At 67.2% G+C, this 22,178-nt stretch carries 22 protein-coding genes and 1 pseudogene; 14 read left to right on the top strand and 9 right to left on the bottom strand.

Annotated elements, in window-relative coordinates; all coding sequences use genetic code 11:
- Positions 1-37: 37 nt before the first annotated feature.
- Positions 38-1,858 carry a glutamine--fructose-6-phosphate transaminase (isomerizing) gene (glmS, locus tag CSW59_RS13570; RefSeq protein WP_099444514.1) on the top strand — a complete coding sequence of 607 codons (1,821 nt, stop codon included), beginning with the start codon at positions 38-40 and terminating at the stop codon, positions 1,856-1,858.
- A gap of 3 nt (positions 1,859-1,861) precedes the next feature.
- Here the strand turns inward: glmS and CSW59_RS13575 are convergent, their stop codons facing one another.
- Entirely contained in the window at positions 1,862-3,043 is a 1,182-nt protein-coding gene (locus tag CSW59_RS13575; protein ID WP_099444515.1) for a cyclopropane-fatty-acyl-phospholipid synthase family protein, read from the bottom strand.
- Positions 3,044-3,101: 58 nt separating this feature from the next.
- Between CSW59_RS13575 and CSW59_RS13580 the strand changes: the two genes are divergently transcribed.
- A complete protein-coding gene (locus CSW59_RS13580) occupies positions 3,102-3,563 on the top strand; it encodes an SAM-dependent methyltransferase (protein WP_099444516.1) in 462 nt (153 codons plus the stop codon).
- Positions 3,564-3,566: 3 nt separating this feature from the next.
- Here CSW59_RS13580 and CSW59_RS13585 read toward each other — a convergent pair.
- Positions 3,567-3,976, bottom strand: a pseudogene (locus CSW59_RS13585) (YkvA family protein).
- Positions 3,977-4,048: 72 nt separating this feature from the next.
- Here CSW59_RS13585 and CSW59_RS13590 point away from each other — a divergent pair.
- Complete coding sequence (locus tag CSW59_RS13590) at positions 4,049-4,831, top strand: SDR family NAD(P)-dependent oxidoreductase (RefSeq protein WP_099444517.1); 783 nt, start codon at positions 4,049-4,051, stop codon at positions 4,829-4,831.
- A gap of 136 nt (positions 4,832-4,967) precedes the next feature.
- Here the strand turns inward: CSW59_RS13590 and CSW59_RS13600 are convergent, their stop codons facing one another.
- The 3 genes from CSW59_RS13600 to CSW59_RS13610 all read right to left on the bottom strand — a co-directional run bounded on the left by CSW59_RS13600 (position 4,968) and on the right by CSW59_RS13610 (position 6,750).
- The gene (locus CSW59_RS13600; RefSeq protein WP_099444518.1) at positions 4,968-5,558 is read right to left on the bottom strand and encodes a hypothetical protein; all 591 of its coding nucleotides are present in this window, start codon (positions 5,556-5,558) and stop codon (positions 4,968-4,970) included.
- Positions 5,559-5,666: 108 nt separating this feature from the next.
- Entirely contained in the window at positions 5,667-6,335 is a 669-nt protein-coding gene (locus CSW59_RS13605; protein WP_099444519.1) for a LysE family translocator, read from the bottom strand.
- Between the two features lie 7 nt (positions 6,336-6,342).
- The gene (locus tag CSW59_RS13610) at positions 6,343-6,750 is read right to left on the bottom strand and encodes an MAPEG family protein (protein WP_099444520.1); all 408 of its coding nucleotides are present in this window, start codon (positions 6,748-6,750) and stop codon (positions 6,343-6,345) included.
- Positions 6,751-6,925: 175 nt separating this feature from the next.
- Between CSW59_RS13610 and CSW59_RS13615 the strand changes: the two genes are divergently transcribed.
- Together CSW59_RS13615 and CSW59_RS13620 are read left to right on the top strand one after the other, a co-directional pair.
- Positions 6,926-7,126, top strand: coding sequence for a KTSC domain-containing protein (locus tag CSW59_RS13615; RefSeq protein WP_099444521.1), 201 nt, complete (start codon positions 6,926-6,928; stop codon positions 7,124-7,126).
- A gap of 52 nt (positions 7,127-7,178) precedes the next feature.
- A complete protein-coding gene (locus CSW59_RS13620; RefSeq protein ID WP_099444522.1) occupies positions 7,179-7,715 on the top strand; it encodes a hypothetical protein in 537 nt (178 codons plus the stop codon).
- 64 nt (positions 7,716-7,779) lie between these two features.
- Here the strand turns inward: CSW59_RS13620 and CSW59_RS13625 are convergent, their stop codons facing one another.
- From CSW59_RS13625 to CSW59_RS13635, 3 genes are all read right to left on the bottom strand, one after another.
- Positions 7,780-9,006, bottom strand: coding sequence for an argininosuccinate synthase (locus CSW59_RS13625; protein WP_099444523.1), 1,227 nt, complete (start codon positions 9,004-9,006; stop codon positions 7,780-7,782).
- Positions 9,007-9,089: 83 nt separating this feature from the next.
- A complete protein-coding gene (locus CSW59_RS13630) occupies positions 9,090-9,452 on the bottom strand; it encodes a hypothetical protein (RefSeq protein ID WP_099444524.1) in 363 nt (120 codons plus the stop codon).
- Positions 9,453-9,455: 3 nt separating this feature from the next.
- Positions 9,456-11,477: a potassium transporter Kup gene (locus CSW59_RS13635; protein WP_099444525.1), complete on the bottom strand. Its 2,022-nt coding sequence runs from the start codon at positions 11,475-11,477 to the stop codon at positions 9,456-9,458.
- Positions 11,478-11,658: 181 nt separating this feature from the next.
- Here CSW59_RS13635 and CSW59_RS13640 point away from each other — a divergent pair, with 181 nt between their 5' ends.
- Together CSW59_RS13640 and CSW59_RS13645 are read left to right on the top strand one after the other, a co-directional pair.
- Positions 11,659-12,084, top strand: coding sequence for an Rrf2 family transcriptional regulator (locus CSW59_RS13640; RefSeq protein WP_099444526.1), 426 nt, complete (start codon positions 11,659-11,661; stop codon positions 12,082-12,084).
- 187 nt (positions 12,085-12,271) lie between these two features.
- Positions 12,272-12,886 carry a flavodoxin family protein gene (locus CSW59_RS13645; protein ID WP_099444527.1) on the top strand — a complete coding sequence of 205 codons (615 nt, stop codon included), beginning with the start codon at positions 12,272-12,274 and terminating at the stop codon, positions 12,884-12,886.
- A gap of 83 nt (positions 12,887-12,969) precedes the next feature.
- On the opposite strand, the gene CSW59_RS13650 is transcribed toward CSW59_RS13645, so the two are convergent.
- The gene (locus CSW59_RS13650; protein ID WP_099444528.1) at positions 12,970-15,267 is read right to left on the bottom strand and encodes an NADP-dependent malic enzyme; all 2,298 of its coding nucleotides are present in this window, start codon (positions 15,265-15,267) and stop codon (positions 12,970-12,972) included.
- A 237-nt stretch (positions 15,268-15,504) separates the two neighbouring features.
- Here CSW59_RS13650 and dapB point away from each other — a divergent pair, with 237 nt between their 5' ends.
- From dapB to CSW59_RS13685, 7 genes are all read left to right on the top strand, one after another.
- Positions 15,505-16,293 carry a 4-hydroxy-tetrahydrodipicolinate reductase gene (gene dapB / locus CSW59_RS13655; RefSeq protein WP_099444529.1) on the top strand — a complete coding sequence of 263 codons (789 nt, stop codon included), beginning with the start codon at positions 15,505-15,507 and terminating at the stop codon, positions 16,291-16,293.
- Positions 16,294-16,345: 52 nt separating this feature from the next.
- Positions 16,346-19,582, top strand: coding sequence for a YdbH domain-containing protein (locus tag CSW59_RS13660; protein ID WP_099444530.1), 3,237 nt, complete (start codon positions 16,346-16,348; stop codon positions 19,580-19,582).
- A gap of 35 nt (positions 19,583-19,617) precedes the next feature.
- Positions 19,618-19,800, top strand: coding sequence for a YnbE family lipoprotein (locus CSW59_RS13665; RefSeq protein ID WP_013077335.1), 183 nt, complete (start codon positions 19,618-19,620; stop codon positions 19,798-19,800).
- A gap of 14 nt (positions 19,801-19,814) precedes the next feature.
- Entirely contained in the window at positions 19,815-20,171 is a 357-nt protein-coding gene (locus CSW59_RS13670) for a YdbL family protein (RefSeq protein WP_099444531.1), read from the top strand.
- A 67-nt stretch (positions 20,172-20,238) separates the two neighbouring features.
- The gene (locus tag CSW59_RS13675; protein ID WP_099444532.1) at positions 20,239-21,114 is read left to right on the top strand and encodes a DMT family transporter; all 876 of its coding nucleotides are present in this window, start codon (positions 20,239-20,241) and stop codon (positions 21,112-21,114) included.
- A 96-nt stretch (positions 21,115-21,210) separates the two neighbouring features.
- The gene (locus CSW59_RS13680) at positions 21,211-21,480 is read left to right on the top strand and encodes an usg protein (protein ID WP_099444533.1); all 270 of its coding nucleotides are present in this window, start codon (positions 21,211-21,213) and stop codon (positions 21,478-21,480) included.
- Positions 21,481-21,527: 47 nt separating this feature from the next.
- Positions 21,528-22,172 carry a phosphoribosylanthranilate isomerase gene (locus CSW59_RS13685; protein WP_099444534.1) on the top strand — a complete coding sequence of 215 codons (645 nt, stop codon included), beginning with the start codon at positions 21,528-21,530 and terminating at the stop codon, positions 22,170-22,172.
- Positions 22,173-22,178 lie beyond the last annotated feature (6 nt).

Below are 22,178 nucleotides of genomic sequence, written 5' to 3' on the forward strand. Positions count from 1 at the left end.
CGTTCCGCGAGCGTGTTTCTACAAGGGATCATGGCCCATGTGCGGCATTATCGGCATTGTCGGCAAGCAACCCGTCGCCGATCGTCTGATCGAAAGCCTCAAGCGGCTAGAGTATCGCGGCTATGATTCGGCCGGGATCGCAGGCGTTGTGGACGGTCGCGTCGAACGCCGACGGGCGCAGGGCAAGATCAAGGCTCTGGAAGCCGTTCTCGCCGAGGAGCCACTGAACGCCGCCACGGGCATCGGTCACACCCGCTGGGCCACCCACGGCGCGCCGAACGTCCGCAACGCCCACCCGCACACCGCCGGCCGTGTCACCCTGGTCCACAATGGCATCATCGAGAACTTCGCCGAACTGAAGGCCGAGCTGTCCGCCGCCGGTCGCGTGTTCGAGAGCGACACCGACACCGAGGTGATCGCCCAGCTGATCGACGCCGAACTGGCGACGGGTCTTGCTCCCCTGGAGGCCTTCAAGGCGACGCTGGATCGCCTGACCGGCGCCTACGCCCTGGCCGTGTTGATCGAGGGCGAGGAGAACCTGATCCTGGGCGCCCGTCGTGGCAGCCCCCTGGTTGTCGGGGAAGGGCAGGGCGAGATGTTCCTAGGCTCGGACGCCCTGGCCGTCGGCCCCTTCACCAACCGGGTGATCTATCTGGATGAGGGCGACTACGTGGCGCTCGACCACGACACCCATCGCATCTTCGACGCTGCGGGCGCGCCGGTGACCCGGCCCGTGCGGGTGGTGCCGACCTCGGCCGTGATGCTGGAGAAGGGCAACTACCGACACTTCATGGAAAAGGAGATCCATGATCAGCCGGAGGGCTGCCAGCGCACGATCGCGGCCTATGTCGACACCCTGACCTCGCGCGCGGCGATCCCCGGTGATATCGACTTCGCCAAGCTGGAGCGCATCCAGATCGTGGCCTGCGGCACCTCCTACATCGCCGGCGTCATCGGCAAGTACCTGATCGAGCAGCTGGCCGACCTGCCGGTCGACGTCGAGATCGCCTCGGAGTTCCGCTACCGCCAGCCGGCGATCCGTAAGGACGCCCTGGTCGTGGCCATGTCGCAGTCGGGCGAGACCGCCGACACCCTGGCGGCTCTGCGCTACTGCAAGGCCAAGGGCATGAAGAGCGCGGTGGTCGTCAACGCTCAGGAATCGACTATGGCCCGCGAGGTCGACGTCGTTTGGCCGATCCACTGCGGGCCCGAGATCGGCGTGGCCTCGACCAAGGCCTTCACCGCCCAGGTCAGCGTCATGATCGCTCTGGCCATCGCCGCGGCCAAGGCGCGCGGGACGATCGACGCGGCCGAGGAGCAGCGCCTGGTGAAGGTGCTGCTGGAAGCCCCGCGCCTGATCGCCGAGGCCATCGGCCTGGAGGACGCCATCAAGGAGATCGCCGTCGATGTCTCCAAGGCCCGCGACGTGCTTTACCTCGGTCGCGGCCCCATGTCGGCCCTGGCCCTGGAAGGCGCGCTGAAGCTGAAGGAGATCAGCTACATCCACGCCGAGGGCTACGCCGCCGGCGAACTGAAGCACGGTCCGATCGCTCTCGTGGACGACCAGACCCCGATCGTGATCCTGGCCCCCTACGACAGCTATTTCGAGAAGTCGGCCTCGAACATGAGCGAGGTGATGGCGCGCGGCGGCCAGGTGATCTTCATCACCGACACCGAGGGCGTGAAGCACGCGCCGGCGGGCGCCAAGGTGGTGGTCACGGCCCCGGCCTCCGACCCGCTGGTCTCGACCCTGGTCATGTCGGCGCCGATCCAGCTCCTGGCCTACCACGTCGCGGTGGTGAAGGGCGCGGACGTCGACCAGCCTCGGAACCTGGCCAAGTCGGTGACGGTGGAATAGGGGCTATCCAGCCTTCGCCAGCAGATAGTCCCGGGTCAGCGGAACCGTGTCGCGCTTCTTGGCCAGCTGGATCTGGAAGACCATGTGGCCGCCGTGGCGGAAGCCCAGCTCCGCGCCGGCCAGATAGAACTCCCACATCCGCCGGAACCGTTCGTCGAACATCTGCGGGATGTCGGGATCGGCCAGGAACCGCTCGCGCCAGATGCGGCAGGTTTCGGCGTAGTGCAGCCGCAGGATTTCGATGTCGGTGATCCAGAGGCCGGCGCGCTCTATCGCGGTGACGATCTCCGACAGGCCGGGGATATAGCCGCCGGGGAAGATGTACTTCTGGGTGAAGGCGTTGGTCGCACCCGGTCCGTGCATCTTGCCGATCGAATGGACCATGGCCACGCCGTCCGCGTCCAGCAGGCGGGCGATCGTGTCGAAATAGGTCTGGAAGTTCGGCGCGCCGACGTGCTCCAGCATGCCGACCGAGACGATGCGGTCGAAGGGCTCGGCGAGGTCGCGATAGTCGGTCAGGCGAAGGTCGATGCGATCGGCCAGGCCCGCCTTTTCGGCGCGTTCCTTGGCCAGGGCCAATTGCTCGGTCGACAGGGTCACGCCGGTCATCCGCGCGCCGAAGTCCTTGGCCAGCGTCATCGACAGACCGCCCCAGCCCGAGCCGATATCGAGCGTCTTCATGCCGGGCTGAATGAGCAGCTTGCGGCCGATCAGCGCCTTCTTGGCGGCTTGCGCCTCCTCCAGCGTCATGTCGGGCCGCTCGAAATAGGCGCAGCTGTATTGCATGTCGGCGTCGAGGAAGCGCCGGTAGAGATCGTTGGACAGGTCGTAGTGGTGGGCGACGTTGCGGCGCGAGGCGACGCGGTCGTTGACCTGCTGGATCCGCCGCTTCAACGCCTTTCGGAAGCGGCTCAGCGTCGAACCGCGCTTGGGCTTTCGCCCGCCGCTCTCGCCGACGATGGACAGGAGATCCGAGATCGTCCCCCGCTCGAAGACGATGTCGCCCTCCATGTAGCCTTCGCCGAGGCCTAGGCTGGGATTGGCCAGGCGGCGTAGGCCTCGCCTGTTGATCCGGATCACCACGGGCGGCCCCGAGCCGTCCCCCGCCTTAACGACGCGGCCCCCGGGCAGATGCGCCGTGAGGTCGCCGGTCTTGATCATCTTGGCTAGGAGCGTTTCGATCATCCAATCAACTTAGGCGGTCACACGTCTTCGGCAACCTGTCGCACACGGAGGAAAGTGGATGGCGATCGAAATGATCCCGATTGGACAGGTCGAAGGCGGGCGCGCTGTCCCCGAGGACGACGACTGGGGCGGCAGCCGAGCGCGTATTGTGCTGGACGCCCAGCGCTTCGACGACGAGGCCCTGATGGGGCTCGACACCTTCAGCCATGTCGAGATCGTCTATGTCTTCGACAAGGTCACCGACGATCAGATCGTCACCGGCGCGCGGCATCCGCGTGGAAACAAGGCCTGGCCCCGCGTCGGCATCTTCGCCCAGCGCGGTAGGAACCGGCCTAATCGCATCGGTGTCACCGTCTGCGAGGTCGTGGCGGTGAAGGGGCGAACCCTGGAGGTGAGGGGCCTCGACGCCATCGACGGCACGCCGGTGCTCGATATCAAACCGGTGATGAGCGGCTTTGCCCCGCGCGCCGAGGTCCGCGAGCCGGACTGGGCGCGCGAGATCATGGCCTCCTACTGGTAGGCCTCAGCCCTCGTCGGCTAGCCTTCGCAGAAAGGCCTTGGCCGCATCCTTGTGTCGAGGCTTCAGCGTGCGGCCCAGGATCGCCATCAAGGCCGCGAACACGGCGGCGTCGTCGGTGAAGCCGATGACCGGCAGGATGTCGGGCAGGGCGTCGGTCGGCAGAACGAAATAGGCCAGGGCCGCCAGCATCATGCCCTTGGCCGCCGGGGGGTCTCGGGATCGCGGGCGCACCACCAGACCGACAGGGCGTCGGCGGCGAAGGGGACCTTGGCGGCGACCTTGCGGATCTTGGGCAGGAAGCCGCGCTCGACCCGCTCCTCGTGGACGCGCACCGTGGCGGGGACCAGCGCCTTGGCTGGGTCCAGCACGTCGTTGACGTTTACGTCGGGGGACGGTTTGGCGTCGCCGCTCATCGGTCTAAACCTCTGTTCCTAGTCCAATCTTAAACGCGAACCCATCAAACGCGAAGCCAAGGGGAAACGTCCATGAAACTCGACAACACCGTCGCCGCCGTCGTCACCGGGGGCGCTTCGGGCCTTGGCGAGGCCACCGCCCGCGCCCTGGCCGCCCAGGGCGTCAAGGTCGCCCTGTTCGACATGAACGAGGAGCGCGGCCAGCAGGTGGCCAAGGAGATCGGCGGCGTGTTCTGCAAGGTCAACGTGACCAGCGACGCTGACGTCGACGCCGGCTTCGAAAAGGCCCGCGCCGCCCATGGCCAGGAACGGATCCTGGTCAACTGCGCCGGCACCGGCAACGCGGCCAAGACCGCCAGCCGCGACAAGTCCACCGGCGAGACCAAGCACTTCCCGCTCGACGCCTTCGACCGCATCATCCAGATCAATCTGGTCGGCACGTTCCGCTGCATCGCCAAGTCGGCCAAGGGCATGCTGGACCTGGAGCCGCTGGAGGACGGCGAGCGCGGCGCGATCGTCAACACCGCCAGCGTCGCGGCCGAGGACGGCCAGATGGGCCAGGCGGCCTATTCGGCCTCGAAGGGCGGCGTGGTCGGCATGACCCTGCCGATCGCCCGCGACCTGATGGGCGAGGGCATTCGCGTCAACACCATCCTGCCGGGCATCTTCAACACCCCGCTGATGAACGGCGCGCCCGAAGCGGTGAAGGCGGGCCTGGCCGCCAGCGTGCCTTTCCCCAAGCGCCTGGGCAACCCGGAAGAGTACGCCCAGCTGGCCCTGACGATGATCACCTGCGGCTACTTCAACGGCGAGGATGTTCGCCTGGACGGCGGCATCCGCATGGCGCCGCGGTAGGCCTCGTAGATCCTCCCCCGCGATGCGGGGGAGGTGGCCCAGAGGGCCGGAGGGGGCAAGCGCGGCGTTCGCACAGCTAGCCCCCTCAGTCACTCCGTGACAGCTCCCCCGCATTGTGGGGGAGCATCTTGGTTCTCTACTTCGGCGCTTCCGGCCGCACGATCGTGCTGGTGAGGTTGGCCATGATCTCGCGGGCGTTGTAGGCGCGCGGATCGCCCTGCGGCTTGTCGCCCTTGTGCATCACGATCTCGGCGGCCGCCTCGAACTTTTCGACGGTGCGGATCTCGGCGCGGTCGGCGAAGAAGGGGTCGCCCCAGAAGGGGTCCCAGCTACGCCAGCCATAGGCCGGGCCGTAGTAGCGCCACGCGGGACGCCAGTAGCCATACGGACCCCAGCCAAACGCAGGACGCGCCAGCGGATCGGGCTCGACATAGGTGCGCGCCGAGCGCTCGGTGCGGTGGTCGGCGGTCTCGAACCAGTCGTAGCCCTGCTGCACGGTCAGCTCGGCCGAGCGGTAGAGCAGGTAGCGCTCGACGGTCTCGCGCGAGGTCAGGCTGTTGCCGGCAAAGCTGACGCGATAGCGGTCGCTTTCCAGCTTCTGCTCGGAGAAGCCGCCAGTGACGGCGCCCTTGGTGATCTTTGGCTGATAGGGCGTGGGGGTGGCGCAGGCCGCGAGGCCGGCGGCCAGCACCAACGCCACGGCGATGGCGGCCTTCTTCATAGACATGACTTGCTCCTTCAAGCGGAGTCCTAGGTATTGGATACAACTCTGGCCGGGCTTTGTGGTTTCGCCAAGGCGCAGTTTGCAACCATTTTGAAATCTAGGAAGCCGGCGTTAGCCGCGCGAGACGATCAAGGCTGCAGCGGTGATCAAAAGTACGCCGACCAGCAGGGCGAAGCCGCGCCGGAAGTTCGGCTCGTTCATGCGGCTGGACAGGGCCGCGCCGCCCAGGCCGTAGCTGGACATACTGATCAGGTCCATGCCGATTGTCGCGCAGGCGAACATAACCAGTTGCGGGGCCAGGGGTCTCTTGATGTCCAGGAACGGCGGCAGCACGCCCGAGAAGAACAGCAGGACCTTCGGATTGGCGATCTGGACCATGAAGCCGTCGACGAAGGCCGAGCGGCTAGCCTGCACCGTGGCCGAGGCGTGGCTTTCCAGGTTCTTGATCCCGGCCCACAGCGACTTCAGGCCCAGCCAGACCAGATAGGCCGCGCCGGCCAGGGCCAGGACATGAAAGGCCTGGGGGAAGGCGATGATCAGGGCGCCCAGGCCGAGCGCCGAGCCTGTGAACCACACCAGTGTGGCGGCGTTCATGCCGACCACGCCCATCAGGGCCGCGCCCTTGCCGCGCTCCATGCCCGTGGCGATGGCGAACAGATTGGCGGGCCCCGGCGTGATGGCCATGACGAACATGGCGACGAGAAAGGCGCCGTAGCGGGCGGGATCGACGGGCAGGTGGTCCATGGCGCGGATATAGGCCGCCGCGCCATGGGGTTCCAAGCGCGCTTTAACCGCCGATCGTCACGTAGACCCAGATCGCCCGTCCCAGGGCGCCGAACACCAGCACAGCTGTCGCCAGGGCCTGGATGATGAAGCCGACCTCCCGCTTCTTCGGGTCGGCCGCGTAGCCCAGGGCGTAGACGATCCGCCCGATCATCCAGACGACGCCCAGGGCGGCGGCGACCAGATCGTTCCAGTAGATAGCGAACAGCCACAGCGCCGGCAGGTAGATCACCAGCCACTCGACCGTATTGGCCTGGACGCGCAGATGGCGCTCCAGCTCCGGATCGCCGGTCATCGCGGGCGCGTCGATTCCGGCGCGCCGTCGGGCGCCGCCGATACGGAAGATCATCCAGACATAGACCAGCAGGGACAGCAGGGTGACGATCGCCACCAGGGCGTGGGACTGATGCATGTTTCGATTTCCTCCCCGCAGCTTTCGCGCCGCTCCGCGCGCACCCTATGCGTATTCGCCCTGAGTTTGCACGCGGCGATCAGGGGTCTATGAGGTGGACGCACGCCGGGAACCCGGCCGGGTTTCGTTCGCTCCTAGACCTGAACGATCCCCTTTGCGGAGGCTTCGTAAAGCCATGCCTGTGGACTCTGCCGCGATCCAAGCGATCGACTACGCCCCCGAGCACGGCAAGCTGTTCGTCACGTTCCAGGATGGGGACGAATACGTCTATGTCGGCGTGCCCGAGAGGGTCGGGAGGGCGTTCTTCCGTGCGCCGTCCAAGGGGCGCTTCTTCCAGCGGATGATACGGGACCGGTATCCGTACAATCGGGTGTAGGCTTGCGCTTTCTGGTTGAGTGGGTAGTTTCGCTCAGCCCAGGGAGACGTCGATGCCCTTTTCAATTGCTTTACGCACCGCCACGGCGGTTGCTCTGCTCGCCGGCGGGGCCTGGGCGGTTCACGCCATGGCGACTGATAGCGCGCCGCCGCGAAAGTACTTTGTCCAGCACGGCCACTCCTACCACTGGAGCGTCGCTCATGGCGTCACCGGCGGGCTTTTACTGGTCGGCCCGGCCCGCGCTGACGGATCGAATGTCGATCTGGTCCTGAGCTGCTCTGGCTTGAAGTCCGGCGGCGTACAAGCCCGCTTCTACGCCCCGGCGGCCAATGCCGCGCAACTCCGCGTCAGGACGACTGACACGGTGTTTCGCGTTTACCGGGGCGTCGAGACCCAGGGTGAGCGCAGCTTCGTGGGCGGGCAGGGGGATATGCCGGACGGCTATCTGAGCTCGCTGGCTCGCACGCCCACCCTCTCTATCGAGTACGCTGATCGGGTGACGACCTTCCCGGGTCCCGGCGAGGCGCTTGCCGGGCATTTCGGGCGGTATTGTGCGGAGCTTGCCAAGCGAGCGGCGCGCGACGAGTAGCGACCAAGAAAAACGCCGCGCCCGAGAGCGGACGCGGCGTGATTCAAAGGGCTTTGACCTGCGACTAGCCGCGCTTGTCGCGCTTGGCCAGCACGCGCAGGCGCAGGGCGTTCAGCTTGATGAAGCCGCCGGCGTCGCGGTGGTCGTAGGCGACCTTGCCTTCCTCGAAGGTGACCAGGTCCTGGTCGTAAAGCGAGTAGGGGCTCTCGCGGCCAATGACCGTGACATTGCCCTTGTAGAGCTTCACGCGCACCTGACCCGACACCTTGGTCTGGCTGTAGTCGATGGCGGCCTGCAGCATCTCGCGCTCGGGCGAGAACCAGAAGCCGTTATAGACCAGCTCGGCGTACTTCGGCATCAGCTCGTCCTTCAGGTGCATGGCGCCCCGGTCCAGCGTGATGCTCTCGATGCCGCGGTGGGCGGCCAGCAGGATGGTGCCGCCCGGGGTCTCGTAGACGCCGCGCGACTTCATGCCGACGAAGCGGTTCTCGACGAGGTCCAGACGGCCGATGCCGTTGTCGCGGCCCAGCTCGTTCAGCTTGGTGAGCAGGGTCGCCGGGCTCATCGCCACGCCGTCGATGGCGACCGGGTCGCCCTTCTCGAAGTCGATGGTGATGATGGTCGGCTGGTCCGGCGCGTCTTCCGGCGCGATCGTGCGCATGTGGACGAACTCGGGGGCCTCGACCGCCGGGTCCTCCAGGACCTTACCTTCCGACGAGGAGTGCAGCAGGTTGGCGTCGACGCTGAACGGCGCCTCGCCGCGCTTGTCCTTGGTGATCTGGATCTGGTGCTTCTCGGCGAAGTCCAGCAGGGCCTCGCGCGACTTGAAGTCCCATTCGCGCCAAGGGGCGATCACGGTGATGTCGGGCTCGAGGCCATAGTAGCCTAGCTCGAAGCGGACCTGGTCGTTGCCCTTGCCGGTCGCGCCGTGGCTGACAGCGTCAGCGCCCATCTTGCGGGCGATCTCGATCTGCTTCTTGGCGATCAGCGGACGCGCGATCGAGGTGCCCAAGAGGTACTGGCCCTCATAGACCGTGTTGGCGCGGAACATCGGGAAGACGTAGTCGCGGACGAACTCCTCGCGCACGTCCTCGATGAAGATGTTCTCGGGCTTGACGCCAGCGGCCAGCGCCTTGGCGCGGGCGGGCTCGATCTCTTCGCCCTGGCCCAGGTCCGCCGTGAACGTCACGACTTCCGCGCCGTACTCGGTCTGCAGCCACTTCAGGATGATCGAGGTGTCGAGGCCGCCCGAATAGGCGAGCACGACCTTTTTCACGGGCTTGTCAGCCATGAGCGGGTCCTTTCGGAGAGAAACACAAAGTCGCGCGCCTTCAACGGGATCAGGGCGCGCGGGTCAAGCTCTAATGAGCCTTGCTAGAGACGACCGTCTTCCAGCAACGTCTTGATGACGAAGCGCAGGTGCGTCAGTTGGGCCATGGCCAGGACGGCGCCCAAGGTGGCGCGCGCGCAGAACACCATCAGCGCCTCCAGCCCCTGGGCCTGGAAGGTCGTTCCCGACAGGGTGAAGGCGAAGATGATCGCCATTGAGGCGACCGGGATCCACAGCAGGCCAACCGGCTTAGCGAGCCGAAGCGCGGGCTTGCCGTCGCGACCCCACACGATCGGCACGGTCACGTCCTTGGGGATGCGTTTCCACGCGCCGTGAGCGGTCGTGGCGATAATGGTCAGGGCGGCGATCGACAGGCCGTCGCCCACGACGCGCAAGGCGGTTTCCATCCGCTACACCGTCACCTGGGCGCCCAGCTCGACCACGCGGCCGGGTGGGATCTTGAAGAAGTCCGTCGGATTGGCGGCGTTCTTCATCAGGTAGATGAACAGGCGGTCCTGCCACAACGGCATGCCGCTGTTGGCCGAGGGCACGATCGAGCGTCTCCCTAAGAAGAAGCTCGTGGCCATGATGTCAAACTTCAGCCCCTGCTTGCGGCACACGGCCAGGGCCTTGGGGATGTTCGGGCTTTCCATGAAGCCGTAGCTGACGACGACCTTCTTGAAGTCGTCATTGACCTTCTCGATCTTGACCCGGTCCTCCTCGTTGACGCGCGGGGTCTCGGTGGTGCGGACCGTCAGGATGACGTTGCGCTCATGCAGAACCTTGTTGTGCTTGAGGTTGTGCATCAGGGCGACTGGGGTCATGTCCGGGTCGGAGGTCAGGAAGATCGCCGTGCCCGGCGCGCGGTGCGGGGCCCGAGCGCGCAGAATCTCCATCAGATCGACCAGGGGCACGCTATCGCGACGGGTCTTGGCGCTGAGGATCTGGCTGCCCCGGACCCAGGTGGCCATGATCATAAATAGCACCGCGCCGATAAGCACGGGCAGCCAGCCGCCCGAGAAGAAGCGCAGGGCGTTGGCGCTGAGGAAGGTGATGTCCAGCGCCAGGAAGGGCACAAGGAACAGCAGGGCCATCGGCAGGCTCCACTTCCACAGCTTCCGCATCACGATGAAGGCCATGCAGGTGGTCACGATCATGGTGCCGGTGACGGCCAGGCCATAGGCGTGGGCCAGGGCCGAGGACGTCTGGAACGTGAACATGATGGCCAGCACGCCGAGCAACAGCATGGTGTTGAGCTGCGGCACGAAGATTTGGCCCGACTGGGTCTCGGAGGTGCGGCGCACGTCCAGGCGCGGCAGCAGGCCCAGCTGGATGGCCTGCTGGGTCAGCGAGAAGGCGCCGGTGATGACGGCCTGGCTGGCGATGACGGTGGCCGCGCCGGCCAGCAGCACCAGCGGCAGGCGCAGCGCTTCGGGGGCCATCTCGAAGAACCAGTTCAGCTCGGGCATCGCGGTCCCGGCTGCCTCGGCGGTCTGCAGCGTCGTCAGGGCGAAGGCGCCTTGGCCCAGATAGTTCATGGCCAGACACGGCAGCACGAAGAACAGCCAGGCGGCCTGGATCGGCCAGCGACCAAAGTGGCCCATGTCGGCGGTCAGGGCCTCGACCCCCGTCACGGTCAGGAACACCGCGCCCAGCACGATGAAGCCGGTCAGGCCGTGCTCGGCCAGGAATTTCACCGCGTAGAACGGGTTCACCGCCATCAGGATGCCGGGGTTGGCCGCCAGGTTCATCGCGCCCAGCGCGAACATCACGCCAAACCACACGGCGCAGACCGGGCCGAAAAGCTTGCCCACCGATGCCGTGCCCCGGCTCTGGATGAAGAACAGTCCGAGCAGCATCACCGTGGCGATCAGCAGCACGACTTCGTTGGTCACGCCGTGCTCCAGCGCGGGAATGGTTCTCAGGCCCTCTACGGCCGAGAGCACCGACATGGCCGGGGTAATGACCGCGTCGCCATAGAACAGCGCCGCGCCCGCCACGCCCAGGACGAAGACCAGGGTGGTGCGTCGACCCATGGCGTGCTGGGCCAGGGCCATCAGCGACAGCACCCCGCCCTCGCCCTTGTTGTCGGCGCGCATGATGAAGACGACGTACTTGATCGTCACGATCAGGAACATCGCCCACAGGGCCAGGGACACAACGCCAAAAATCTCCGACCGGACGACGCCATCATGGGAGGCTGCGGCCAGCGCCTCCTTGAAGGCGTAGAGGGGACTGGTGCCGATGTCGCCGAACACCACGCCGACCGAGCCGAGGGCGAGCGCGAAAAAGCCATGGCCCTTCAGGTCATGGCCATGACTCGTCCCATTCCCATTCCCATTCCCGTTGGGCGGGCCGCCGTCCTGATGCGGAATGTCGGAAGACGCGGGGGCGCAGTCGGAAGCGGGTGCGCCTGAGGCTTCGGAAGCCATTCAATCCCTCCGGGCCGCCCTCGCAAAACGCTGTGGGCCGACCCATATCGATCAAGCGCGGCGCGATACACCCAATTGAGGGCCGGTTCAATCATCCCCTAACGTCGCATCGCGTGTCGACGCCAGGATTAAACAGTTTTCAGTTGAACGCGGCGACGACAACCTTACGTTCCCGGTAGAGATGTCCGACAGTCAAAAATTCCCCGTGGCGGCCCACGCCCTGGCCTATCTGGCGCACAAGGAGGCGTTTTCCGCCGACCGCGCCGTGGCCAGCGCCGAGCTAGCCGCGTCGGTCCCGACCAATCCGGTCGTGGTCCGCCGGGTCACCGCCATGTTGGGCAGGGCGGGGCTGATCGGCGCGCGCGCCGGCGCCAACGGCGGCGCCTGGCTGCTTAAGCCCGCCGAAGCCATCACGCTGGACGTGGTGCTGAAGGCCGTCAACGGCTGCGCGCACCTGGGCGTCGCGCCCAAGGGCGTCAAGGGCTGCCCCGTGGGCGAGAAAATCCCCGACGCGGTCCGTTCGGCCATCCAGGCCGCCGACGCGGCGGCCGCCGAGCGGCTGGGCCAGATCACCGTCGCCGACCTGCTCGCCAAGGCCCACGCCTAGAGCGTGACGCCGAAAGTGGGAACCGGTTTCGGCACGGGTCAGGCTCTAGATCAAGGCCGTGCTTCCAGCCGGGCTGACAGGCGGCTGCAGAAAAATTGCACCAACTTTTGTTGCTGATCCCTCTGGCGGCTGCGCTTGCGCCTATTACGTAATCGCTACCGTTTCAGTTCCCAATTGGAGGGATCAAATGACTACCGTCGCCATCGCCTATCACTCGGGCTACGGCCACACCGAAGTTCTCGCCCAAAAGGTCGCCGAAGGCGTCCGCGACGCCGGCCAGACCCCGGTGCTGCTGAAGATCGAGAGCGCCTCGCAGGACTTCGCCCCCTTCATCGAGGAAATCACCAAGGCCGACGCCGTGATCTTCGGCGCGCCGACCTATATGGGCGACGTCTCGGGCGTGTTCAAAGTTTTCGCCGACGCCACCTCGGGGGCGTTCTTCACCGGCGCCTGGAAGGACAAGCTGGCTGCCGGCTTCACCAATTCGCACAGCTTCTCCGGCGACAAAGCCCACGCCCTGGCCAGCCTGACGATCCTGGCCGCTCAGCACGGCATGAACTGGGTGAACCTGGGCATCGCCCCGCCGAACGTGACGGCCGCCGAGCGTGGTCCCGACACGATCAACCGCGTCGGCTCGTTCATCGGCGTCGCCGCCCAGTCCGACAACGTCTCGCCCGAGCTCTCGCCGCCCGCCGGTGACCGTGAAACCGCCCGCCTTCTGGGTGAGCGCGTCGCCAAGGCCGCGGTCCGCTGGACCGCCGGCGCCTCTGCCGCCGAGGCGATCGCGACCAAGGTCGCCTAAGTCGTCACGGCCGCAGCCGCCCCCTCCCGGCTGCGGTCAGGAAGGCGCGCGCCCAGCCCGGCGCGCGCCTTTGACTTCTTGGGCTACTCCTCGTCCCCGACCGGTTGGTCGTAGGCGGCCATCATGGCCATGTTCAGGATCTTGGACACCGAGGCCGACAGCGGCGCGATCTGGATCGACTTCGACAGGCCCAGCAGCACCGGCCCGATCACCGTGGCCCCGCCCAGCGATTGAACCAGCTTGGTCGAGATCGAGGCGGCGTGGATGGCCGGCATGACCAGGATATTGGCGCTGTCGGTCAGGCGCATGAACGGATAGTTGGCGCGTTTTTCCGGATCGAGCGCCAGCTCGGGCGGCATTTCGCCCTCGTATTCGAAGTCGACGTCCAGCTCGTCGAGCATGGCCACGGCCTCGCGCACCTTCTCCGAGCGCAGGCCCATCGGGTTGCCGAAGGTCGAATAGCTCATGAAGGCCACGCGGGGCTTGAAGCCCAGGCGGCGGACGGCGCGGGCCGCTTCGCAGGCGATCTCGACCAGTTCCTCGGCCTCGGGCAGCTCGGTAACGTTGGTGTCGGCCACGAAGATCGTCCGGCCCTTGGCCAGCACCACCGACATGCCCATGATTCGACCGCCGGGCGCGGGATCGACGACGCGCAGCACCTCCTCCAGCGCCTGGTCGAAGCTGCGGGTGACGCCCGTGACCATGCCGTCGGCCTCGCCCAGGGTGACCATCGAGGCGGCGAAGCTGTTGCGGTCCTGGTTGATCAGGCGCTGGACGTCGCGCTTCAGATAGCCCTGGCGCTGCAGGCGGGCATAGAGGGCGTCGACATAGTCCGGATTGCGGTCCGACAGGCGCGCATTGACGATCTCGAGGCCGGCGGTCTCGGGATCGAGACCCACCAGCTTCATGTTCTCGTGCACCAGGTTCTCGCGGCCGCACAGGATGGCCTTGCCGTAGCCGCCGGTTTGGTAGGCGTAGGCGGCGCGGATGACGCTGGGGTCTTCGCCCTCAGCGAACACGATGCGCTTGGGATTGGCCAGGACCGAGCCGGAAATCTTCTGCAGGAAGCCGGCGGTCGGATCCAGACGCTGGGCCAGGCCCGCGCGATAGGCGTCCATGTCGGCGATCGGCTTGCGGGCGACGCCGGTGTCCATCGCCGCCTGGGCCACGAACGGCGGCACGTACCAGATCAGGCGCGGGTCGAAGGCCGACGGAATGATGTAATCCGGTCCGAACTTCAGCTGGCGACCGTGATAGGCGGCGGCGACCTCGTCAGGCACATCCTCGCGCGCCAGCATGGCCAGGGCCTGGGCGCAGGCCAGCTTCATCTCGTGGTTCACGCGACGGGCGCGCACGTCCAGGGCGCCGCGGAAGATATAGGGGAAGCCCAGGACGTTGTTGACCTGGTTGGGATAGTCGCTCCGACCCGTGCCCATGATCGCGTCCTTGCGGACCCGCTTGACCTCCTCCGGGGTGATCTCCGGATCGGGATTGGCCATGGCGAAGATGACCGGGTTGGGGGCCATCGAGGCGATCATCTCGGGCGTGAAGGCGCCCTTGGCCGACAGACCCAGCAAGACGTCGGCGCCTTCGACCGCCTCGGCCAGTGTGCGCTTGTCGGTCTTGACCGCGTGGGCGCTCTTCCACTGGTTCATGCCCTCGGTGCGGCCCTGGTAGAGCACGCCCTTGGAGTCGACGGCGATGCAGTTCTCGGGCCGCACGCCCATGGCCTTGATCAGCTCCAGCGAGGCGATGCCCGCTGCGCCGGGGCCGTTCAGTACGACCTTCACGTCCTCGATCTTCTTGCCGGTGATGTGGCAGGCGTTGATCAGGCCGGCGGCGCAGATGATCGCCGTGCCGTGCTGGTCATCGTGGAACACCGGGATATCGAGCAGCTCCTGCAGCTCGGTTTCGATGCGGAAGCACTCGGGGCTCTTGATGTCCTCCAGATTGATGCCGCCGAAGGTGACGCCGATGTTCTTGACCACCGTGATGATCTCGTCGGGGTCCTTGGAGCTGACCTCGATGTCGATCGAGTCGACGTCGCCGAAGCGCTTGAAGAGGACTGACTTGCCTTCCATCACGGGCTTGGAGGCGAGAGCCCCTAGGTCGCCAAGGCCCAGGATCGCGGTGCCGTTCGAGATCACCGCCACCAGGTTGCCCTTGGAGGTGTATTCGTAGGCCATGTCCGGATCGGCGGCGATGGCGTGGACGGGGACGGCGACGCCCGGCGAATAGGCCAGCGACAGGTCGCGCTGGGTGGCCATCGGCTTGGTCGGCACGATGGCGATCTTCCCGGGTGTCGGGTGACGGTGGAAGGCCAGGGCCTCCGCGTCCGTGAAGGTCTTGCGTTCCGCGTCGCTCATCCGGCGTTTCCCCATTCCTGCTGCGCAAGTCGATGAAGGGACGCGCCGATCCATGCGAGCGCGTCCTTATGAGCGCTCAGCGTAGCGACCGGGAACCGGCGTCACAACCGGTCAAGACAGCGAAAAGTCCAGCAAACGCTTGTTGGAATTGGCGTTGCGTCAATCTCGCTGACCTTCCGTCACCCGGCGCGAGGTTGACCTTCGGGGGGCGGATGGGCGATCAGCAGGGCGAAGAGCGCGAGAGGAAAGCCGTTGTCCCAGCCCGTGAAGATCGCCGTCGCCGGGGCCCTCGGCCGCATGGGCCAGGCCGTGATCAAGACGCTGGAAGGCCGCCACGACGTGGTGCTGGCCGCCCGCTTCGATCGCCCGGAGGCGCAAGGCGAGCTTCTGGTCAGCGCCGACGCGGCCCTGGCCGCCGCTGACGCGGTGATCGACTTCACCTTGCCCGAGGCCTCGGCCCTGCTGGCCGAAGCCGCCGCCGCCCGCGCCGTCCACCATGCCCACGCGCCCGCCCTGGTCATCGGCTCGACCGGCTTCTCGCCCGAACAGTTGGCCCGCATCGAGGCGGCGGCCCAGAAGGTCGTCATCGTCCGCTCGGGCAATTATTCGCTGGGCGTCAACATGCTGATGGGCTTGGTGCGCCAGGCCGCCGCCGCCCTGCCGGCCTCCGATTGGGACATCGAGGTCTTCGAGGCGCACCACAAGCGCAAGGTCGACGCGCCGTCGGGCACGGCCCTGATGCTGGCCGAAGCCGCCGCGCAGGGGCGGGGCGTTGATCTCGATCAGGTGTCCGACCGCGCCCGCGACGGGGTCACCGGTCCTCGCCAGGAGGGTGCGATCGGCTTTTCGGTCGTGCGCGGCGGCGGCATCGTCGGCGAGCACAGCGTGATTTTCGCCGGCGAGTCCGAGACCCTGACCCTGTCGCACTCGGCCATCGACCGGGGGCTGTTCGCCCGCGGCGCCGTAGCCGCCGCGGCCTGGACAAAGGGCAAGCCGCCGGGTCTCTATGACATGCAAGACGTGCTTGGCTTCCAGAAGTAGGGATCCAAAGCTGAGCCGGGGGGCTTCTTAGGGAACCAGACTTCAGGATCTGATGGCCGAACCCTCCACCGCCGCCGCCGAAAAGCAGACGCCCCGCAAGGCTTGGGGACGCGGGCGGCTGGTCGATCTCGGCCTCGAGGCCGTCTCGCTTTCGATGCTGGCTTTCATCGCCACCGGCCTCGTTGTCTGGTCGGGTCGGCGCGAGATCAGCCGGGAGCTGGCCGAGGGCTGGCTGCGTGACCAGGGCATTGAAGCCGCCGTCGAGATCGACGCGCTGGACGCCACGGGCTTTTCCGGGCGCGTCCGGCTAGGACCGCGCGACAACCCGGTCTTCGTCGCCGATCGTCTGGAGGTCGCCTACGACCTCGCCGCGCCGTGGACCGGCGAGCGGTTCGGCGTTCAGGCCCAGGCCGTGCGTCTGGTCCGGCCCAGGATTCGGGCGACCCTCGACGGCCAGGGCCGTCTGCGCTTCGGCGCCCTGCAGCCCTTGATCAACGAGGCCTTGAAGTCGCCGAAAAAACCCGGCGTCCCAGGGCCGGCCATCTTGATCGAGGATGCTCGGCTGGACCTCTCGACGCCTGGCGGCCGGGTTCGGCTGACCGGCGACGCCAGTCTCGACGACGGACAGCTGCTGCGGCTGGACGGGCGGCTTGCGCCTCTGCGCTACGCTGTCCCCGATTTGGCGCTGACGGCCAAGGGCGCGACGGTCTCGGCCCGCAAGCGCGGCGACCGGCTGACGGTCGATGTGTCGCTGGCGATCGAAAGCCTGGAAACCCAGGGCGCCGACCTCGCCGGCGCTGCGGCCCAGCTCTCGGCGGACCTGCCCTATCCCGATCTTGCGCGTCTGACGGCCACGGGTCCGCTCGAGGCCCGTCTGGCGCTGAAGGCGGAAAAAGGTCGGGTCGGCGAAGGGCAGGGCGGCGATCTAACCGCCGACCTCAGCCTGACCGGACGCTTCGACGGCGGCCTCGACGCCTTTGCCTTTGTCGGACGCTCGCGCGGCGCCCTGCGCGGTGATCGCCTTTCGGCGCCCTCGCTAGACGCGCGATCGGCCGCCCTTTCCTTGGAAGCGCCGCGCCTGACCGTCGATCACCGCCAGGCGCGAACCACGGTCGGAGGCGTGATCCAGTCCGTGCTGGCGGCCGACCAGGCCTTGGCTGGCGGCATTGCGCTGCGCGACGTGAAGGCCTCGGCCGGCTCCCCGAACCTCAGTCTGATGCTCGACGCCCAGGGCGCTGCGGTCAGTGGTCCGCTCTGGGTCGAGGCGACAACCGGCCGACTGGCGAACGGCGGCTTGGCCCTCGCCGACGCCCGGCTGCAGGCGCGCGGCAAGATCGAGCAGGGACCCGGGGGGCTCGCCCTGGTTCTGAACGGCTCGGCCGCCGGGCGCAGCGGCGTTTCAGGCCCCGACGCCGAGCGCTTGGCCGCCTTCATCCCCAATCCCGCCTATGGCAAACCCCTGTCGAGCGCCCTGCGGACTTTCGCGCTCTCCGCGCCCAGCCTAGGGCTGGACATCCAGGGCGACCGTATGCGGGCGACCCTTGTCCAGGGCGCAATGCTGTCGGCGCCGAACGGCGTGACCGTCGCCGTCGCCGCGCCCAAGGGGCTGTTGCTGGAGGCGGGACCGGAGGGCGCGCGCGGCGCGTTGCAGGTCTCGCTCGCCGGCGGCGGCCTGCCGACCGTGAAAGCCCTCGCGCCCCAGTGGCGGATGGCGGGCGGGGTCCTGACCTCGCCGCTGTCGCTGGCGGTCGAGGACCTCGACCTGCCGCCGATCCAGGGCGCGAGCGGCAAGGTGGACGGCCAGGCGCGGCTGGCGGGCGGGCGCTTCACCCTGACCACGTCCCAGTGCTCGCCTGTCACGGCCAAGGCCTATGCCTTGGGTGAGAACCCGGTCACCGCCATCAGGGCCAAGCTCTGCCCGACCACGGCGCCGCTGGTCCTGGCCGGCGCCGGCGGCTGGAGCGCGGCGCTGAGGTTCGAGGAGGGCGAGGGCGCGCTGGCCGTCGCCGAGGCCAAGCTTCAGGGGATCAAGGGCGAGGCCAGACTCGGCGGGGCGGGCGGCTTTGACCGCGCCAGCGTCCGGGTGGAGCAAGCCACGGTCAACGACGCCGCCCCCGAACGGCGCTTCAACCCGATCCTAGCCAAGGGCCAGTTGGCGCTTTCGGGCGGCGTCTGGGGCGGTACCTTCCAGGGCGCGACCCCGACTGGCGCGGCGCTGGGCGAGATCCGCCTGCGCCATGGGGTGGCGACCGGCAAGGGGCAGGCCGATATCGACGCCTCCAAACTGGTCTTCGCTAAGGACGGGCTACAGCCGGGCGACCTGTCGCCGCTGGCGAGCTTCGCGCGCGAGGCCAAGGGCCCGGCCAGCTTCACTGGCGTCTTCGCCTGGGACGACAAGGGCGCGACCAGCCGAGGCCGCCTGGTGGCTGACCGCATCGACTTCACCAGCCCGATCGGCTTCGTCGCCACCCTGGACGGCGCGGTCGACTTCGACAGCCTGGCGCCGCTGACCACGCGTCCGGGCCAGTCCTTAAAGGTCGTGCGCATCGACTCGCTGGTGCCGCTGACGGCGGTCGATTCGGTGTTCCAGCTCGGCGCCGACGCCCTGCACATCTCCAAGGCGACGTTCGAGGCGGCCAAGGGCCGGATTTCGATCGAGCCGACCGACGTGCCGCTGGCCGCCGGCAAGACGATCAGCGGCGTGATCGTGATCGAGCATTTGGATTTGGGCGAGCTGGTCGCGGCCTCTTCCCTGGCCGACAAGGTCAAGGTCCAGGCGGTGGTCGACGGTCGCCTGCCGTTCACCTTCGGCCCGGAAGGGCTACGCTTCCAGGAGGGCAAGATCAACGCCATTCAGCCGGGGCGGCTGGAGATCTCGCGCGCGGCCCTTTCCAATGTCGCGGCCAGTCCGACCGATGCGCCGGGCGCGCCGCCGTCGCCGCCGACCCAGGTCAACGCCATCCAGGACTTCGCCTACCAGGCCATGGAGAATCTGTCCTTCGAGCAGCTGGAAGCCGGGGTGAACAGCACCGACAAGGGTCGCTTGGGTATCCTGTTCCATATCAAGGGCCAACACGACCCGAAGGTCGCCGAGAAGGCCCGGGTGGGCCTGATCGACTTGATCCGCGGCCGTGCGTTCAACAAGCGTATCGCTCTTCCGGCCAAGACACCGGTCGACCTCACCCTCGACACGTCCCTGAACTTCGACGAGCTTCTGGCCGATTGGCGCAGCTGGTTCGAGCGTCAGGGGACGGCGAGCCCGCCTCGTTCAGGTCCGGTTCAACCGTGACCGGCCAACCTGAACATGAACTGGAGACTAGACGCATGAGAAAGCGCGCCCTCTTGCTGGGCCTGGCCATGACGGGAGCGTTGGCCGCCGCCTGCACGCCCACCGTCCGGGTGAAGGTCGATCCGATCAATATCTACGCCAAGCTGGACGCCGACGTGCGCGTGCGGCTGGACAAGGAAGTCCAGTCGCTGATCCAGCAGAACCCGAACCTGTTCTAAGAGGAGGAACCGACATGATCCGCAAGACGATGACGGTTCTGGCGCTCGGCCTGGCGATGACGGCCGCTGGCGCCAACCTGGCGCTCGCCCAATCGGCCGCCGCCAAGGCGGCCGTGGACTCCGCCAAGGCCGCCGGCACGGTCGGCGAGCAGGCTGACGGCTATCTGGGCATCGTGGCCGGCGGCGACGCCGAGCTGCGCGCCGCTGTGGCCGAGATCAACACCGGCCGCGCCGCCGCCTACAAGGACATCGCCGCCAAGACCGGCGCGACCCCGGAAGCCGCCGGCCAGGCCACCGCCAAGCAACTCTACGCCCGCCTGGCCCCCGGCCAGTACTGGAAGCCGCTGGATGGCGGCTGGGTGAAGAAGTAGATTCAGCACCGTCATCCCGTTCAAAGCGCGGGATGACGGGTTTGCCTCGGGGGCCTAAACAGGCCCCATGCCCTCTTCTCGTCCCCGCCTGATCCCCTACGCCGCGTTGCTGGGCGCGATCGTCGCGCTGTGCGTGGGCACGTCCTTCGCCAAGAGCCTGTTCCCGTTGGTCGGCGCGCAAGGGACGACCGCCTATCGCGTCGGCTTCGCGGCCCTGATCCTGCTGCTGGTCTGGCGGCCCTGGCGCCATACGGCTTCGCGCGCCGATCTGGGCCGCATCGCCGCTTACGGCGCGGTGATGGGGTTGATGAATCTCTTCTTCTACATGGCGATCCGCACCGTGCCCCTGGGCCTGGCGATCGCCATCGAGTTCATGGGGCCGCTCGCGGTGGCGGTCGCCAGTTCGCGCAAGCTGATCCACTTCGTCTGGATCGGCCTGGCTGTGCTCGGCCTGGGCCTGCTGCTGCCCATTGATCCTGGCGCCCAGCCCCTCGATCCGGTCGGCGTCGGCTTCGCCTGCGCGGCGGCGGTGATGTGGGCGCTCTATATCATTCTGGGCAAGCGGACTGGCCACCTGCACGCGGGACGCTCAGTGGCGCTGGGCATGACGACGGCGGCGCTGATTGTCGCGCCGATAGGGATCGCCTCGGCGGGCGCCAGCCTGTTCCATCCCAAGACCATGCTGCTTGGACTGATCGTCGCCGTGCTGTCCAGCGCCATCCCCTATTCGCTGGAGATGATCGCTCTGCGCGGCATCCCCAAACGCAGCTTCGGCGTGATGCTCAGTATCGAGCCGGCCGTCGGAGCGCTGGCTGGACTCGTGATCTTGGGCGAGCATCTCGTCGCCTCCCAATGGCTGGCCATCGGCGCGATCATCGCCGCTTCGGCCGGCGCGATCCTGACCACGTCCGCCGACGCCGTGGCCGAGGAGGTCACGCCTTAGGCAGATGCTGGCGGGCGCCCTTCCGCGACATCATGACTCTTGAGCGACTCGCTCAGTGGACTGAAGCTTCGATTCACGTCCGCGTGGAGCGTTATCATGGCGATCAGTGCGTTCGAGAAACAGCTTATGGGTTATGGCCTGACCACGGCCGAGATTCACTATCACATGCCTGACCATCCCGGCCTGCTGCAGCTTTACGTCTGGCAGGACTACGATCTGGCCCCGAAATTCCCGACCTTGAAAGGCTTCCTAGACTTCTGGAGCCGGGAGCTGGACGGGGTGCTGCACTCGGTCCGGGTGGCTCACAACAAGCTGATCGGCCCCCGCGAATGGCGGGCGGTGAATGGGGTCTTCACCCTGCAATAGTTTCGCTGGGCTTGCTTCGGCGGCTTGTCGACCGTAACTCCCGGGCGATGAGCGCTGGAGCCAAGATTTGCGGACTGTCGACGCCCGAGACGGTCAAGGCCGCCTTCGACGGCGGCGCGGCCTATCTGGGCTTTGTCTTCTTCGAGAAGAGCCCGCGCAACCTCACGCCCGAAGCCGCCGCGCGCTTGGTTGAACCGGTGCGGGGCCGGGGCGTGAAGACCGTGGCGGTCACCGTCGATCCCGACGACGCCCTGGTCGATCGCTTGATGGCGACGATGCGGCCCGATCTCATCCAGGTCCACGGCAAGGAGACGCCGTCGCGCGTCCGCGAAATCGCCGCCCGCGCCGGGGTGGGCGTGATCAAGGCCTTTTCCGTTTCGAGCTCTGAAGACGTCGACAAGGCCGCCGCCTTCGACGGCGTCGCCGAGCAGCTGATGTTCGACGCCAAGCCTGTGGAAGGCTCGGCGCTGCCAGGCGGAACGGGCGCCCGTTTCGACTGGGGGCTGCTGACGGGCCGCCGCTTTTCGCGCCCGCATTTCCTGGCCGGAGGGCTCGATCCGTGGAACGTGGCCGAGGCGATCACGGTCTCGGGAACCCCGCTCGTGGACGTTTCCTCTGGCGTGGAGCGCGGTCCCGGCCTAAAGGACCCCGCTCTGATCTCGGCGTTCCTGAACGCCGTCAAACGCGCTTGAGGCTGG

This window comes from Caulobacter sp. BP25, assembly GCF_002737755.1.
Classification (GTDB): Bacteria; Pseudomonadota; Alphaproteobacteria; order Caulobacterales; family Caulobacteraceae; genus Caulobacter.